This is a genomic window from Enterobacter cloacae complex sp. 277I4, assembly GCF_050031465.1.
Taxonomy (GTDB): Bacteria; Pseudomonadota; Gammaproteobacteria; order Enterobacterales; family Enterobacteriaceae; genus Enterobacter; species Enterobacter cloacae.
In genome coordinates this window covers 215,171-230,742 of the sequence record NZ_JBLGWC010000002.1, presented here as the reverse complement: position 1 = coordinate 230,742, position 15,572 = coordinate 215,171, and the positions used below count along the sequence as shown (strand labels likewise).

Sequence of the window (15,572 nt, the reverse complement as noted above, 5' to 3'; positions counted from 1 at the left end):
TCATTTTGCAACTTAAAGCCAGAAAAATCACAATGAATTTAGAACCTGTACCAAAAAACAATCCAAATTAAGAGTGTTAATCTATCTCAAAGATATTATTCCTGAGAGAGTTTGGATGAAACGTAACACTCATGATCAAGAAAAAGACCTGAAAGATGTGGGTAAAGCTCCATCTTTGATCCACAAAACATTGTTAATAGCATCGACCATTTATGATCTTAAATATCTGGCTCAGGTTTTAAATGGGCTTTGTTGAATAAATAAGATTTCGTGCGAACGACCCTGTAGCTGGCTGGATTTTCAGGCAATACGCACGCTTTCAGGCATACCTGCTTTCGTCATTTTGTTCAGCGCTCGTACCAGGGCCATAGCTTCCGCTACCTGACCATCGTAGTCACGCAGCGTCAGTGAATCTCCCAACAACTGCTTCATTCTGTACATTGCCGTTTCCGCTATCGAGCGACGGTTATATTCCGTTGTCCATTTCCACCGCGCATTACTCCCGGTCATTCGCTGATTAGCCACTGCACGGTTACGGTCTGCATATTCACCGGGCCAGTAACCTGCACCTTTTCGGGGCGGGATAAGCGCGCTGATTTTCTTACGCCGCAGTTCATCGTGACAGAGCCGGGTGTCGTAAGCCCCGTCTGCCGCGGCTGCCCTGATTTTTCTGTGAGTCTGCCGGATAAGGCCCGGGAAGGCTTCTGAGTCCGTGACGTTATTCAGCGACAGGTCTGCACAGACAACTTCATGTGTGTTGCTGTCAACAGCAAGATGCAACTTTCGCCAGATACGACGGCGCTCTTTGCCGTGCTTTCTGACTTTCCATTCGCCTTCACCAAAGACCTTCAGCCCGGTGGAATCAATCACCAGGTGTGCGATTTCACCCCGGGTGGACGTTTTGAAACTGACATTAACCGACTTTGCCCGCTTACTGACACTGGTGTAATCCGGGCAGCGCAACGGAACGTTCATCAGGGCAAAAATGGAATCAATAAAACCCTGCGCAGCCCGCAGGGTCAGCCGGAATACGCGTTTAATCACCAGAACGGTGGTGATGGCGAGATCAGAATAGCGCTGGGGCCTTCCTCGTGATGAAGGCGTTCCCGACTCATACCAGGCCTGAATCGCCCCATCATCCAGCCAGAAAGTGAGGGAGCCACGGTTGATGAGAGCTTTGTTGTAGGTGGACCAGTTGGTGATTCTGAACTTTTGCTTTGCCACGGAATGGTCTGTGTTGTCGGGAGGATGCGTGATCTGATCCTTCAACTCAGCAAAAGTTCGATTTATTCAACAAAGCCTTTTAAATGATGAAAATGGCAGTAATTGGTCCCGTGCCTCGCTTAAGCGTCAGGTTAAAGGAAAGCCTGAGCATTGTGAGCTGAGTATCACTGATGGACGTTATCTACAGTCTTTAATTCCTTCCCGACCTACTAATTACGAGGACAGGAAATTTAGCTTTATCGATTTGTTTGCAGGGATAGGTGGACTACGAAGCGGATTCGATGCCATCGGTGGAAAATGTCTTTTCACGAGTGAATGGAATACTTATTCCAGCCGTACTTACCGGGCGAACTGGTATTGCGATGAGAACGAGCACCGCTTCAATTCAGATATCCGTGACATCACGCTTAGCAACCGGCCCGAAGTTTCTGATGAAGAGGCATACAAGTTTATCGATACATCTATCCCGGATCATGATGTACTTCTTGCGGGGTTTCCGTGTCAGCCATTCAGCATTGCCGGTGTCAGTAAAAAGAACTCTTTGGGACGCAAACACGGTTTCGAGTGCGACACTCAGGGTACGCTCTTCTTTGATGTGGCCAGGATCATCCGGGCAAAACAACCGGCAATTTTTGTTCTGGAAAACGTTAAAAATCTGAAGAGTCACGATAAGGGTAATACTTTTAACATCATCATGAAAACGCTGGAAGAGCTTGGCTACGACGTCGCAAACAGCGAAAGCATGGGCGCGGATGATCCTAAAGTCATCGACGGCCGTCATTTCCGACCCCAGCACCGTGAGCGTATCGTCCTTATTGGTTTTCGCCGCGACCTGCGCCTGAAAGACGGTTTTTCTCTAAGAGACATTAAAGACTTTTATCCGGACAAGCGCCCTTCTCTCTCCGATTTACTGGAACCGACGGTAGATAGTAAATACATCCTCTCCCCTAAACTCTGGGAGTACTTATACAACTATGCAAAGAAACATGCAGCAAAAGGCAATGGTTTTGGTTTTGGGCTTGTAGATCCTTCCAATGTTAATAGTGTCACCAGAACCCTCTCAAGCCGCTATATGAAAGACGGATCTGAAATTCTTATTGATCGGGGTTGGTCCCATGAGCTGGGAGAGTCTGATTTCCATAACCCGGACAATATGGATCGTCGGCCACGCATGCTAACGCCACGTGAATGCAGCAGGCTTATGGGCTTCGATAAACCCGGGGAAAGTGTTTTCCGTATACCTGTGTCCAATACACAGGCTTACAGACAGTTTGGGAACTCAGTGATAGTTGATGTCTTTGCAGCCGTCGCTAAATTGTTGAAGTCACGAATTGATTATGTTGCTTCCTTGCGATTGCGGAAGTCATACGATGAAGTGTGCTGAACTAAGCTCATTTATCAATTTAAATGCTTAAGATTGTTGTAATAATGTCAGAGGTCAACCATGACGTATTTCGAATCAGCTGAAGGTGAGACGGTATCTAAAGAACGAGCATTACAAGAACTGTCCAGGCATTGCGTTCCCGAAACAGATTTCGAAGAATTCTTTAGCGACATGGGCGTAAAGGAACAGTATGACGCTCAGGAAGTGTTGCTCTGGTTGGGATATTAAACTTCCTGTTTAGGAGACTACTATGAGCCAAAAATTCGCAGTGATGATTGCTTACGACGACGATCCAAACGTCAAAAGGTATTCACCTGACTTTCAAACGCAGGATGAGTTTGCTAAAGGGTGGCAGTCGGCTCTTAAAAAAGCACACCACACCTCAGGTCAAAAATCAGTCATCACCTGCGGATGTCGTGGAAAAGGAGAAAAGCGACTTTATGTTCGTGCTTTACCGAACGGTGATGCCTTTATTCTCGTCAAAGCCGCTAACACGGGCATTGAGCATGATCCTTCCTGTGTATTCTTCTCCCTTGATGCCCGGCATACCGGCCTGAAAGGATATGCGAGTGGTGTGGTCCGGATTACAACCGAAGGTGATATGGCTGTAAGGCTCGGTATCGGTATGACAGAGAAAGATCCTCCTGAAAAATCAGAAGTGCCTCCCCTGCCCCATCTTCAGCGACCAGAAGGTGGTCAGGCCTCAATGACCCTCCTGGGCTTGCTTAGTCTTTTGTGGACAGAGTCTGGTCTGAATGTCTGGTACCCGAAAATGGCAGGGAAACGTAACGATTCACTGGTACGGTATCGTCTGCTTGAAACCGCTAAACAAATTCGTACCGGCAGAGCCTGCATAGGTGACCATTTATTCATTGGTGTACCTGACCCGAAACAACCTGTCGCTCAGTCGCAGATTCAGCGTCTTTCATCACAGGCGATGAGTGATAAACGTCTCATGCTCCTGTCAGTTTTACCTCGCTACGATGCTGAAAAGCATGAGAAGCCACTTAAATTTTTACCCCTGCGGAATTTTGGGGGGCTACCGCTGATTTTTTTCAATTCAGAAGGCCATTGGGACAGCGTAAAGAAACGATTTTCATCGGAGTACGCAGCATGGAAATCCGGAGCGAAAATAGTTGTCTTTGCGTTGACGTCACCAGCTGCGGTAACCGGCAGAGGCCCTTCTGTAAGAGCTCATCAAATTGTGCTGATGCACGTTAGCGAGAACTGGATACCTCTGGACTCCTCCTATGAGGCGGTTGTTGCAGAAAAGCTGGATGCAGAGCACCGGCAGTACGTTAAGCCCATGCGTTATGATGCGAGTATTAGTGAGGTGTTCCCTGACTTCTACCTGCTCGACACAAAAAGCGATAAGCCGTTCCCGATGGAAGTATTTGGTATGGCCACTCCTGCTTATCTGGCCCGAAAGCAACTCAAAAAAGATTATTACAACCGTGAATATGGGCCTTATGGATGGTGGCACTGGGATGCGACCACAGCATCTGAAACTATGGTGCTGCCTCATTTTCCAGATTCACGCAAACCTCTTTCAACTGACACACCTGCTTAAAATGGAGAAAAAATGTCCTACATGCTTTCGCTAAGCGAACAGACAAAACTGAACGCTTTCCTGTCAGGGATCCTAGATGATTACAAGACTGGGGTTATCACTCAGATACAAGCTGTTGGTAAAATCGGTAACGTGTTTTCTGCTCTGGAAAGTGGAGACTCAAAAAAGGTAGTGCATTTGTTGACTGAAGGACGAAAACTCCTGCCGACGGGCTGAATGTCCGCAGAAGTTCTACTGTGCCAGGGGATACAGAGAAGTGTATCAACCTGGCTTCATTTATCATGATGTTTTTCTGCTACGCGGCTGTTTTGACTTTCCAGTACCTCCCCCTGCCATTGCACCAGTCAATGTATCAATGGTGCCTTTTAGGGATTCTGAGATTGTTTTCTCCGCCTCCAGGGAAGCTTCCAGCTTCATTACTTTGGCCTGGAGCGTTTTGAGTTCATTGATTTGTTCAGCCACTTCCGCTTCATAGCCCTGGCTGACCAAAGTTACTTTATTCAGGTCGGCGCTCAGCGACTCGTTTAGTTTATGGAGTTCAGTAAGCTCGGCATTCACCGCCACCAGGTCACCCTCCTTCCCGGATAGTGCACTTTTCAGCTCAGAACAAAGGGTCTGTGCAGCAATAAATTCCTGTTCAAACCTGTCCCTCTCTGCCTTTGTATCTGACACTGTCTGACTTAACTGGTCGCATTGTCTTAAAAGACCAGCATTATCAGAACGCTGAGAGTTGATCTCTTCGTTCAGTTTTTTTTGATATTCAAGGTGACCAGCGATCTCTGTTTTACGTTCAGCCAGTTGCTGGGAGAGTGAGTCATTAGACTGCTGTGCGAGGCTTAATTCATGCCGTGTGCTATCTAACTGGTGATGGCAGGTTTCGAGTTCTGCTTCGGCAACATTCAGCCTTGTTTCTAACTCCTTGACGGTACTGTCCCGGATCTCTAATCGACCCTGTAGCGCCTGATTCTCAAGTTTCAGCTCATCCATATCGGTAGCGCTTTGCTCAAGCCGCTGTAACAGCTGCGTTACCTCCTCCTCCAGCTGCATGCTACGTGCTTCAGCTTTTTTAACACTATCATTCTGTATTGCGGTATAGCTTCTACGGTAGTGCCAGGTGATGTACGAGATAATATCGCCGAGTGCAACCTTTACCTCATCGGGTATATCCAGGTAACGGGCCTCTTCAGGAACCTCTTTAACATACTTCTGGTACTCCGCGAACATCTCCTGTGACCTTGCAAACGAGCCGCCAACAGCGTTTCTGAGCCAGTGAACTTTGAAGCTCAGATCGATATTTTCCGGGTTAATTTCTTTCTCTTTGCACAGACGTTCGATTGCATTGAAGTAATCGATCATCGCGATAGATGAGTGCCTTGAACGACCCATTTCCTTTGATTTTTCAGTGGATTCGCTGCGGATGTCATTCTGCACCTCTGGCGGGGTAGCATCGTTCAGGCTTTTTTCTTTATCATTTTCGATCATCATTTTTTTCCTGCGGCCGGAAGCTGGTTTGCAAAATAAATGCTGATAAGATCGTTCAGAGCATTCAGAAGCGAGATACTGTCGATGCAAATGTGAACGTTTCCATTCTCAAACAGGCGACACCGCCAGCCATTCTCATCACTGACCTCGCCTGTGAATTCTGTATTTCTCATGGCCGTCAGCCTGTCGACCATACTCAGCCCACCGCCGGTTGCAGGTGTTGGAGTATCAGAACAGATGCATACAATATTCTCAAAGTCGCGTAAACAAAAGTGATTGTCCTGCGAGAAACCGTTGTACCTCAGCACTTTCACACCAGGAAAAATCCCCCGAAGAACAAGCTTTTTTGGCATTGTATATTGCCTGGCATTGCTTTTGAAACTTCGGTCTAGCTTGTTGAGAACATCAACGAAACCTTCTGCAAGCGTGTCTCGTCTGTTAGCCAGTGCATGCTGTAATGTTCCCTTAACAATCTCCAGGGAAGCGACGGGCGGATCCGTACGTAGGGATTCGTTAAAGGCTTCTTTTTGCTTATGGTTCCAGTACCGGTCCATACCTGTTTCTTCAAAGAGCCTTTTCCACGTTTTACGGTCAATTTCCTTACGCCCCTCCTCGATGGTGCGATCCAGTGACGACGGAAGACCAAATGCGTTGGGCTGCATAATTCTGCTGGTGAAGAGAGAGAAACCGCACAGTTCCGACGCTTCCGAGATTAACCGCATCCCTTCTTCGAATTTCTGCATGGCCATATCCCGGGCGCTGATGAGCCGCCCTGTCCGGCTCGCCGGTACTGGCTCAGAACCCTGGTTATGAGTCATTTTACACTCCATTTTGGTATGTTAGAACAATTTGAATTGAGCAAAGGTAGTTACCCTCTAAAACCTATAGAATTTACGTAGAAACGCGTTTAGTAAAGTCTTTACTAATTACTAATGACTAACATATTAGCACTTTCAGATATGCCAGCAACAACCCCAGCCAGTGAAATAATGTGATGAGCCCATTAAATGGGTGTAATCATTCTATCTGGTTGATATTTAAAGTTTTTAATTGTCAGCTTTATGTATGCCTGTGGGATTTACTCCTAATTAAATCCCATAGTATGAAAATTAGGCATTTGTAGGCTTTTACGACGTGACGTTGTCACGTATATCAATGGAATTTAGTCACTAGTAAAGAGTTAACTAGTGACAATCTGTCTGATCGGTGTGCTTGAACGGTGCACTCCAGGCCGGATATAAAAATTGATGAGAGATATACAGAAAATGATGGACTGGCTTAATAAGCCAACCTTTCTTGCGAGGATTGATGCTGTTGAACACGCTATAAAGCGAAAATGCTCCTTTTTAACCTATAGGTAGGGCACTATGAGTAAGATACAATCAAATCGCCAGACAGATGGTTATTACATGATGATCAAAGCGGGCTAATACATGCGTTATCGCTGAGACGAGGCTTCAATGACAAATACACTTGACCCATCACTCGAGCAAATCGAAATGTGGCGCAGAGCTACCGGTTCCGAAGGTGGACTCAACGAATACCGCAACTGGATTCTGGAAAACAGAATGAGATTTACAGCATACGGTATTCATACCGTTATCGTCGAAGGTGAGGCGAAGCATATAACAGCGCTTGATGATGTTACCCTCTGTAACGAGTGGGCGAAGCTTAAAAGAGAAAACAATAGGCTTTACGCAGCAAATGAAAAAATTTGCTCTGGCTGGCGTGGTTTTGTGTTGCGTTTGTTAGGAATAACACTGCCATGCAGAAAACCGGTCATCTTACTGGGGGCAGATGGGAAGAATCAAAATGATGCCGTGAAAGGGGCTGATTTGTAATTTTCAGGCGAACCCACCGTTCTTAGAAAGCTGTTCTATGGGTATGTAAGGTAGATAATGATCTCTGAACGCTCAGTACACTTAATCACTTCCTGTACAAAGGGCAAGAATCATCAGGGCCACGTCTGGCCGACATTGGACATAGATCCAAAACAAACTCCGGACGACGCAGCATATGCCTGGAGTAACATTGTAGACGACGCCAGAAGTAATCAGGCGGTACCGGCGTTGTCCTTGTATTCAGGTAATCACTGGTCTACGGCAAAGGAAATTTTAAACTCAACCAGAAATCTGGAGTTGTGGATAATCTCTGCCGGGATGGGGTTTTTAAATAGTCGAGATCGGGTGCCCTCTTACGAGGCGACATTTCATCAAGTACCATTCAGGCATGATCTCTGGTGGAAAGCCCTTACAAAATCACTAGGAAAGCATAACCGTTGCGCAACTATAAGCCAGTTAATGCAGTCCAGTCCGAATGATGAATATTTGATTGCGGCTTCGCCTGTTTATATTGCTGCCGTCCAGAATGACATCCTGAAGGGCATCGAGAGTTTGACTCATCCTCTTACGCAACTAACGATCGTGACATCAGGGGCATATGCTGGCCCACTTGAAGAATACTTAATTAAGAGTTCTTCAAGAATGATGAAAGACCTGGAGTGCAATATGGTGTGCCTGAATATAAAACTGGCTCAATACATACTTAAAAGTGGTAGTCGTTAGAACTAGCCTGTTAATGATACAATTCTCCTGTATTTTTAGGTTTATAAAAGGTCTTAAATATGTTCAAAAACAGATTCTCTTTCTTGTGTCTTACTGTCGCATCGTCACTTGCGCTTACTGCCTGCGATGTAGTTGATGCAGCTTATGACGAGACTTTCAATGATAATGCACCCGAAATTGTAATAGCTGGAGGATTCAAAATTGATATCCAAGGTAATGCAGTTCCGGTTGAGGGATATGATAATTGCTCTTTGAATACTCTTCAGGGAAGCGTTGATACGGATAAATCAAATTGTATTGTTCTGGATAGAACGCGTAAAAAAGTACCGGTTCTAGTTCATTTGTCATCCGGTCCCGTCAAAGAAGAATGGAAGATCGAGTACCTGGTTGAAAAAAACTGATCTTGACCCGCCATTTCCGGACAGCTTTTGTATCTTAAGTTAACGATGCCCGCTGCCGCCGGTATTCTCTCGGAGAGTGATATCCCAGCGCACTATGCGGGTGATTTTCATTGTAATGCGTGAACGCCGCTGCAAGGTTTCGCAGGGCTGTTCTCACATCCGGTTTCGGCATGAACGCGATATAGTCTTCCTTCATCGTCTTCACGAACCGTTCGGCCATGCCATTGCTCTGCGGGCTGCTCACCGCTGTTGTACATGGCTCCAGATTCAGCTCTTTGGCGAACCTCCGCGTTTCATGCGCGGTATATGCTGAACCGTTGTCCGTCAGCCACTGCACCGCTGTGTCGGGCAGCCTGTCGCCGAAGCGCTTTTCCACCGACCTCAGCATCACATCCTGCACGGTCGAACTGTCATAGCCTCCCGTGCTTGCTGCCCAGTCTATGGCCTCACGGTCGCAGCAGTCCAGCGCGAACGTTACCCGCAGTTTTTCGCCGTTGTCGCAGCCGAACTCGAAGCCATCTGAACACCAGCGCATATCGCTTTCTGCCACCGCTATCTTGCCCTTATGTTCACGCTTCGGTCGCTCTGGTTTGTGATGCAACAACAACAGGTTATGCTCGCTCATTATCCTGTAAAGCCGTTTGGCATTCACAGGTGGCTGTCCCTCTGTGCGACGTTGCTTGCGCAGGATGCCCCACACGCGTCGATAACCATAACTCGGCATATCGCTGATAATGTTGAGGATAGCCGACAGTATTTCTGCGTCTGCTTCTTCATTACGCCGGTTACAGCGCCTGTCCTGCCAGTCGGCAGAACGGTTAATCCGCAGTGACAGTTGCGCACGCGACACGCCCATGGTCCGGCTGACCATGGCTATTCCCCGTCCTTTGGCAACAAGGGCGCGTGCGCTATCCATTTTCGCGACTGACCGTACTCCACGGCTTCTTTCAGGATCTCAACTTCCATCGTCTTCTTGCCCAGAAGGCGCTGAAGCTCCCGGACCTGCTTCAGAGCAGCAGTAAGCTCAGAAGCAGGAACGACTTCCTCTCCAGCCGCAACGGCGGTGAGGCTGCCTTCCTGATATTGCTTCTTCCACTTAAACAGCAGGCTGGGCTGGATACCATGCAGGCGGGCGACATGGGAGACATTCATACCCGGCTCCATCGTCTGCTGGATAATGGCGATCTTCTCCTGAGGAGTTTTACGTTTACGGACTTCTTGCCCTAACAGGATCCCGGTCATCTCAAAATTGGTGTTAGTGTTAGACATATATTCAAGCCTATCTCTTATCTGGAGATACAGCTACTGTCTGGTGTTTCAGGGGGCTACATCACCTGGTTGAAAAAAACAAATCCGGAAAAAATTTCATCCAAACTCGTATGATTAGACCTGACGGTAACTTTGTAGTGCCTGCATCCTCAGAACGAGGGATCTTTAGTGGCAAGCATTACAGTCAAGCCAGCTAAGTCAAGTCTGTACGTTCAAACAGAAAAAAGGTTTCTTAAAAATGACGTTATCTGCTGCGTTGCAAGGCACTTTTAAAGAGATGAGGAAAGACAATACAGTAGGCATCTCAGTTCAAACTTGTTCTGATATTTTTGACAGCAATGTTCCTCCGGCTTATGTTTTCTGGCTTTATCGTCTCAAAGCGGGAGAAACTTTGCCGCGCGGAAGGTTTTTCAGAAAAAGAAAGCCAATCATCAATGTCATGGCAGTTGTTCATGATACTGCATCCGAAAAATAAAGGCGCTAGCAGAAAAGTAACTTTTATGAACGTAATTGCAGCTGGGATTTTTTGCTTTATTTTTTACCCTTCAGCTTTCGCTTATGCTTGTTATAAAAAGAGATGGCTAGAGTGGATTTTTCTTACTTTAATTATGATTTTTGCTTCTGCCATTTCGATTCAACAATACAATGATGCGAATTTTGTAAGTGAGTTAAATTACCCTGTGTTTATCTCCTCCATATATGGACTGTCACTGGCATGGTTTCCTTTTCCGGTTGCTTATATTGTTCTGCGCTTCCTTCTTGATGATTTACAGCATGAGTACCCTAAACAGTGAGCAGATTTTAAGACTCATGAACAACATCGAATGCACGAATCAGTCTGCAAAAGGAAGATAAGGAGTATTCTTAGCAAGATATCTTTGTACCTGAAGACATAAAGCTGGCATCTTTTTCCTTATAGAGTGTATTATGATTAAGTAAATCCTTATCAAAGAATTAGAAAGTGAGGTCGTATGTCTGAAGCACTCAAATCGTTAAACAATATTCGTACTCTTCGCGCCCAGGGCCGCGAGCTGCCTTTAGAAGTACTTGAGGAAATCCTCGAAAAGCTTAATGTCATTGTTGATGAGCGTCGTCAGGAAGAATCATCCAAAGCTGCCGAACTGCAAGCTCGTCAGGAGAAACTTGACGCCCTGCGTAAGTTAATGGAAGAAGATGGTATCAACCCGGAAGAGCTGCTGGGCTCATTCCAGGCCAAATCTACGGCTCCCAAGAAAAGCCGTGAGCCACGCCCGGCCAAATACTCATTTACTGATGAAAATGGCGAAACAAAAACATGGACTGGACAGGGCCGTACCCCCAAAGCTCTGGCAGAACAAATTGCAGCCGGTAAAAGTCTTGATGATTTCCTGATCTAACTTTTGCCACCAGTTTTGAGAGAGGCCACTTCGGTGGCCTTTTCTCATACGGAATCAATTTTCAGGTACAGAAAATATGAAAAATTCAGAACCTAAGAGCTGTGATCCCTATGTGGACAGTTTGATTAGAAATGCAGATGCAAAGGAAGCCCGGTCATTTCTCAAAATATTGAAGCCCTTACCATTCCTTATCGTTATCATCGCTGTATTCTTTTTTTGTGTCTCGTTTTCCCGTTTATTATCCCAGGTCGCGTAAAACCTTTTTAAAGACTCTTCTTTACCAGATACGCTCCCTCACCGGGATGGTTTCAACCTCTTCAGTTTCCCATATTGGCAAAACCGTCAGGAAATAAGACGGTACCCTCCACGCTTTCCATTAAAGCGGGATGACGACGCCCAGTTCTTACGACCAGACTCCACGTTTTCGATTAGGATGCCTTTGGGCCCTTCTAACGAGGCCACCTCAACAACTCGCACTTTCCGGATCAGTCTTGGATCCACTTCTTCCCAGATCTGGCCAACTGTAATTTCTTTTTGGGTTTGCATTTAATCTCTCGCTGTCATTTAGTGAACAAGACTAATCCTCGCCGTGGTTCAGCTTATGGCTTTATTTACGCTGACGATCCTTAGCCTTAAATTTTTGCCATCGTATCCGAAGGTTTTCGATGTTAACCGGAACTTGCATGCGTGTCGTCTCTATCTCATTCCCATGCCATTTCAGGAGATCATCATCCAACTCCCGAGCCTCCCGGCTGAAGTAAATTTTCATAGTGTCAGGGTTTATGGCGCAATGGTCATTGTCGAACAGTGTATGGATATCACGGCGAAGTAAAATTCCGTTCGTTACGTCGGGAATGCCTTCTTCATGACGGGGCGTTAAGTGCGCGGCCTCAGTACGCCAGGGGGACCTTACGCCGGTGACAACACATCGCCCGTAGCAATTCAACCTAACATCCCGGGCGAAAGGGCCTTGGTCAGGACTGGTGACAGAAGTACATTCCTGGCCCTCTTTGTAGATACGCTTCGGGAAGTCGATAGTGGTTTGAGCTGTTTGGGAAAGTGACACATACGTAACCCCTTTATATCTCCTAATCCCCCCATTAAAAGTGGTAGGAATCGAGCTAGTTATGGCCACCAGTTTCACATCGCCCATTTCGACGATCTTTAGGCTCTTATTAGCGGCTACATGTAACTGGATGAATTTACCTACGAACACATCATGGTTCTCATCTTGTCTTTCAACACACAAAACGACATGGTCGAAGGTTCTCTTGTCAGAGATTACCCAGTTGCCGGTTTTCACACGGCCTGCTTCACTCACCCCTGCGGTAAGATCGGGTATGAGCGTCCCCTGCATGCCGTCAGTTCGAATTGAAAGAATTTCTCCCGATAAACCCAGCTCTGCAAGCTCACTAATAAACGGTCTTTTCTTCCGGCTTACCGGTTTTGGCTTCGTCATTTTCATCTTTGCTGTAGCACCTCAGTACCCCATTGCTCGTTCCTGGCGGGACAGCCGTTCATCAGCTGCCTGAAGACGCTCATCACGCCGCCGTGCTGCCAGAACCCGTCGTTCTGAAAAAGACATAGCCGCTACGTTTGGTACGCTGAGCTTACCGTCACCGGCACAAACGTCACAGCGAACATCAAATGCTCCGGCAAAATACTTTTCACGCATTTCTGGCTCCCACTCAGCCATTTCTGATTGGGTGAATCCATTTTCAAAGGCCGGGTTTTCCATGGTCCCGTGGCCTTCGCACTGGTGACAGATTATGTACTTAAATTTGCGCATGTAACGCTCCTGTATATGATGGATGAACCACTCTCGTTCAGGGTTATGGCGAAATGTTATCGCCGCAGCGAGAGATTCACTCTTGCTATCAATATTCCTGAAGGTTGTCCGCCTGATTTCAGGGTAAGCATTCATTCACTGGCCGGTTCTACCTTATTATTCATGCAGATTAAAGTAGTTGTGCATGCTACTGCTGTCACCTTCCTTGACAAAGTAAGCAAAGTTTGAAAAATTTAACACCGACGAAAGGCCATACCTTCGTTAGTGTGCGAAAGCCGCTTGCGAGCGACGGAATAGGTGAAAGCTTTAGTCAGGGTTAATTACCCTGTCTGCGGTGATGGGATGGCTCAGGCGTATATCATCACTCCTTCCAAAGTCCGTACACACTCTTTTAGCCTTTGCAGAAATGCAGGGGCTGTTTCATATCAGACAAGCGCAATGAAATTTTCAAATGCTTTCCAGAAATTCAAAGGCCTTAAGCTTTATCTGTATCTTACGGTCCCCGCACGGAAAGTAACTTTCCTGAACAGGAACCGCATCGCCAGTCTTAACTTTCGAAACGGTTAAAGTTACACCAGGCTGTAAATGGTGAAACGGTTTTTGAAGCCCATGTAACACCGCTGTCAGAAAGATAACTAGCCCCAAGACGTCTAACCTCTTTTTGATGAAGAGCTAATTCTTTCGGATCGGCAATATCCTCCACCACACTCATCATGGCCCTCTGAACTCCGGGAGATGCCATTGAATAAGCTGTCGAGCTTACAACTGCATTTTTCAGGATTGCCACTCTTTCTTTTTCTGGTCGTCCATTGTCAGACGTATTCGCATAAGTTGTACCGGCAATCAACAACGGAAGGCTGGCATTGGCACAGAAATGCATAACGCGTTTTTGCTGGAGCTGTAATTCAGTGGCTGCAAATGCTTTACCACATCCGAGGATCCCGATAATCATCACTAACGCTGCTTTATTCATAAAATTGAAACCGTCCTTATTAAACTTTAAATGTTGCGGTTAACACTGTGTGGAGATGTATGGACTGGATAATACTCACACGCCTGCGCCTGCCAGTATACGGGCTCAGGTATTAAACCTAAGAGATCTGGTGCACCGGTTTTTACCTTTTCATTTCGGTTTTATCTTGAGCCTGGCTCTTGAGTTTAAATTTATAGGTATGGCGCATGCAGGTTTCACTGACGGGTTTTCTCCCATCCTGGTTGTAACCATCATTGTTCCTGAGCCAGGCCCTGGTATCCTGCCCAGCGTACGGCCAGCCGCTCTAAGTCCAGATCGTACACCAGCGGTGTGATTTTACGGCCTTCGAACAGCTCGCCCAGCTCAATGCCTGGCTTAAAATGAACGGTCAGGGTGGCCGGATCTATGCCCATGAGATCGGCATCAAACAGCGCATGCATTGTCGGTGTCATCAGGATGCCGTTAGACGGATTGTACCGGGTTCCATGTTCAATGTGTGCCGCATCCAGGACACCGCCATTAACCCAACCGGTTACCGCACAACGGCCCGCGAAATTCTCGATGAGCAGAGCTTTGAATTTACCCTGTGCCACGCCACTACGTTGCGTCACTATACGCTCGCAGTGCTCACCCATGATATCTACGTCAGGTTTACGCATCGGCTCGTTGGTGGCCGTCTCAGCTTGTTTAAGGCTGGAACGTGGATAGGCCAGGTTATATGCTGCGCCTGTGGTCATTTGCTCGATAACCGCAGGCGCATATCCTTCGGCTTCGAGCTTACGATATGCAGCCCGGTAGTCTCTTTGGGTTTTCAGCGGGTAAATGTTTCCGCCTTTACCATCGAAAGCGATAAACCAGAAATCGTCCGTGCCGGTTTTCAGATTTCTGCAACGTTTCAGATGCCATCCGCCTTCTCTCGCCCAGATGGTACGGTTATTTCTGGCATTCGTTTTGTCATAACCGTTCTCGTCAAGCCAGCTGTCAAAGCTGGTCAGCCCCAGATCCTGAACCTCCAGAGAAGGCACTCGAATGACCTGCAAGGTATGGCGGGGTCTTGGCTCTCTCATCTTGATCTCTTCCTAGCGCTGGTCTGGGAAATACGGATATTGCGGGCCATATTCATAGTCATGCGGGCCTGGCTCAACTTCCCAGAATGGACGGCCGCTAATTGTCTTTGGACCGCGCTCGTTTACGATGTCTTCTACATCCTGAATATTAAATGGCATCGTTGCCAGTAACAGCTGATCTTCGGGTGTCAGCGTCACAGTTGCACCGTCGATACGGCTGTAAAGGTCGGCAAACTGTTTACCTGCACCGTGCAACCGGTGCTCCGCTACACTTCTGATTGCGTGTAAGTCCAGCTCCGCCGCTTCCATGCGATCCACGTATAGTTTCATTTCTTTACGCAAAGCGCTCAGCTCACGGGTTTTAATAAATCCGTAGGCGTACCCACCCAGGGCGATAACTGCAATGATTGCTAAAATAGCCATTTATTTTCTCTTACGTTACTGCGGCCGCCGCTTTAGTCTTAATGTGAAGC

At 47.0% G+C, this 15,572-nt stretch carries 18 protein-coding genes and 1 pseudogene; 10 read left to right on the top strand and 9 right to left on the bottom strand.

The genetic code is table 11. The annotated features are described in order from the left end of the window. Window positions 1–300 precede the first annotated feature (300 nt). Window positions 301–1,269: an IS5 family transposase gene (locus ACQG19_RS26250; protein ID WP_074142348.1), complete on the bottom strand. Its 969-nt coding sequence runs from the start codon at window positions 1,267–1,269 to the stop codon at window positions 301–303. Window positions 1,270–1,300: 31 nt separating this feature from the next. On the opposite strand from ACQG19_RS26250, the pseudogene ACQG19_RS26245 reads away from it, so the two are divergent. The 4 genes and pseudogenes from ACQG19_RS26245 to ACQG19_RS26230 form a co-directional block, all read left to right on the top strand. After that, a pseudogene (locus tag ACQG19_RS26245) lies at window positions 1,301–2,608 on the top strand (DNA cytosine methyltransferase); the annotation flags it as partial. Between the two features lie 60 nt (window positions 2,609–2,668). Further along, window positions 2,669–2,836 carry a hypothetical protein gene (locus ACQG19_RS26240; protein WP_000220758.1) on the top strand — a complete coding sequence of 56 codons (168 nt, stop codon included), beginning with the start codon at window positions 2,669–2,671 and terminating at the stop codon, window positions 2,834–2,836. 22 nt (window positions 2,837–2,858) lie between these two features. Further along, window positions 2,859–4,178: a DUF1173 family protein gene (locus tag ACQG19_RS26235; protein WP_058687701.1), complete on the top strand. Its 1,320-nt coding sequence runs from the start codon at window positions 2,859–2,861 to the stop codon at window positions 4,176–4,178. Between the two features lie 12 nt (window positions 4,179–4,190). Further along, entirely contained in the window at window positions 4,191–4,394 is a 204-nt protein-coding gene (locus ACQG19_RS26230; protein WP_058687702.1) for a hypothetical protein, read from the top strand. Window positions 4,395–4,457: 63 nt separating this feature from the next. Here ACQG19_RS26230 and ACQG19_RS26225 read toward each other — a convergent pair whose 3' ends face one another. Next, window positions 4,458–5,663 (bottom strand): hypothetical protein, encoded by a 1,206-nt coding sequence (locus ACQG19_RS26225; protein WP_058687703.1) that lies wholly within the window; start codon window positions 5,661–5,663, stop codon window positions 4,458–4,460. Further along, window positions 5,660–6,478: a DUF4942 domain-containing protein gene (locus ACQG19_RS26220; protein ID WP_058687704.1), complete on the bottom strand. Its 819-nt coding sequence runs from the start codon at window positions 6,476–6,478 to the stop codon at window positions 5,660–5,662. Before ACQG19_RS26220 ends, ACQG19_RS26225 begins: the two co-directional genes overlap by 4 nt. Window positions 6,479–7,120: 642 nt before the next feature. On the opposite strand from ACQG19_RS26220, the gene ACQG19_RS26215 reads away from it, so the two are divergent. The 3 genes from ACQG19_RS26215 to ACQG19_RS26205 are packed head-to-tail and all read left to right on the top strand — an operon-like array spanning window position 7,121 to window position 8,625. Next, the gene (locus ACQG19_RS26215) at window positions 7,121–7,501 is read left to right on the top strand and encodes a hypothetical protein (RefSeq protein ID WP_049827792.1); all 381 of its coding nucleotides are present in this window, start codon (window positions 7,121–7,123) and stop codon (window positions 7,499–7,501) included. A gap of 57 nt (window positions 7,502–7,558) precedes the next feature. Next, the gene (locus tag ACQG19_RS26210) at window positions 7,559–8,224 is read left to right on the top strand and encodes a hypothetical protein (RefSeq protein WP_020833815.1); all 666 of its coding nucleotides are present in this window, start codon (window positions 7,559–7,561) and stop codon (window positions 8,222–8,224) included. Between the two features lie 59 nt (window positions 8,225–8,283). Continuing rightward, on the top strand, window positions 8,284–8,625 hold the full coding sequence (locus tag ACQG19_RS26205) for a hypothetical protein (RefSeq protein ID WP_426726004.1): 342 nt from the start codon (window positions 8,284–8,286) through the stop codon (window positions 8,623–8,625). A gap of 34 nt (window positions 8,626–8,659) precedes the next feature. Here the strand turns inward: ACQG19_RS26205 and ACQG19_RS26200 are convergent. Then, window positions 8,660–9,867 (bottom strand): IS3 family transposase gene (locus ACQG19_RS26200; RefSeq protein ID WP_087776199.1). Its coding sequence is split into 2 segments (ribosomal slippage): window positions 8,660–9,546 and window positions 9,546–9,867, totalling 1,209 coding nucleotides; the frame shifts between segments, so codons are not numbered across the junction. A gap of 265 nt (window positions 9,868–10,132) precedes the next feature. On the opposite strand from ACQG19_RS26200, the gene ACQG19_RS26195 reads away from it, so the two are divergent. The 3 genes from ACQG19_RS26195 to ACQG19_RS26185 all read left to right on the top strand — a co-directional run bounded on the left by ACQG19_RS26195 (window position 10,133) and on the right by ACQG19_RS26185 (window position 11,270). Continuing rightward, a complete protein-coding gene (locus ACQG19_RS26195; protein WP_024143026.1) occupies window positions 10,133–10,369 on the top strand; it encodes a hypothetical protein in 237 nt (78 codons plus the stop codon). 25 nt (window positions 10,370–10,394) lie between these two features. Next, window positions 10,395–10,688: a hypothetical protein gene (locus tag ACQG19_RS26190; RefSeq protein WP_024143027.1), complete on the top strand. Its 294-nt coding sequence runs from the start codon at window positions 10,395–10,397 to the stop codon at window positions 10,686–10,688. 177 nt (window positions 10,689–10,865) lie between these two features. Further along, entirely contained in the window at window positions 10,866–11,270 is a 405-nt protein-coding gene (locus tag ACQG19_RS26185) for an H-NS family nucleoid-associated regulatory protein (RefSeq protein WP_020833818.1), read from the top strand. Window positions 11,271–11,877: 607 nt separating this feature from the next. Here the strand turns inward: ACQG19_RS26185 and ACQG19_RS26180 are convergent. From ACQG19_RS26180 to ACQG19_RS26160, 5 genes are all read right to left on the bottom strand, one after another. Beyond that, on the bottom strand, window positions 11,878–12,735 hold the full coding sequence (locus tag ACQG19_RS26180) for an HNH endonuclease signature motif containing protein (RefSeq protein WP_020833820.1): 858 nt from the start codon (window positions 12,733–12,735) through the stop codon (window positions 11,878–11,880). Window positions 12,736–12,750: 15 nt separating this feature from the next. Then, a complete protein-coding gene (locus ACQG19_RS26175) occupies window positions 12,751–13,059 on the bottom strand; it encodes a hypothetical protein (RefSeq protein ID WP_001224686.1) in 309 nt (102 codons plus the stop codon). Window positions 13,060–13,606: 547 nt separating this feature from the next. Then, complete coding sequence (locus ACQG19_RS26170) at window positions 13,607–14,032, bottom strand: hypothetical protein (RefSeq protein ID WP_020833821.1); 426 nt, start codon at window positions 14,030–14,032, stop codon at window positions 13,607–13,609. A gap of 251 nt (window positions 14,033–14,283) precedes the next feature. Continuing rightward, on the bottom strand, window positions 14,284–15,099 hold the full coding sequence (locus ACQG19_RS26165) for an HNH endonuclease signature motif containing protein (protein WP_024143028.1): 816 nt from the start codon (window positions 15,097–15,099) through the stop codon (window positions 14,284–14,286). A gap of 12 nt (window positions 15,100–15,111) precedes the next feature. Next, on the bottom strand, window positions 15,112–15,522 hold the full coding sequence (locus ACQG19_RS26160; RefSeq protein ID WP_000985911.1) for a hypothetical protein: 411 nt from the start codon (window positions 15,520–15,522) through the stop codon (window positions 15,112–15,114). Window positions 15,523–15,572: the final 50 nt, after the last annotated feature.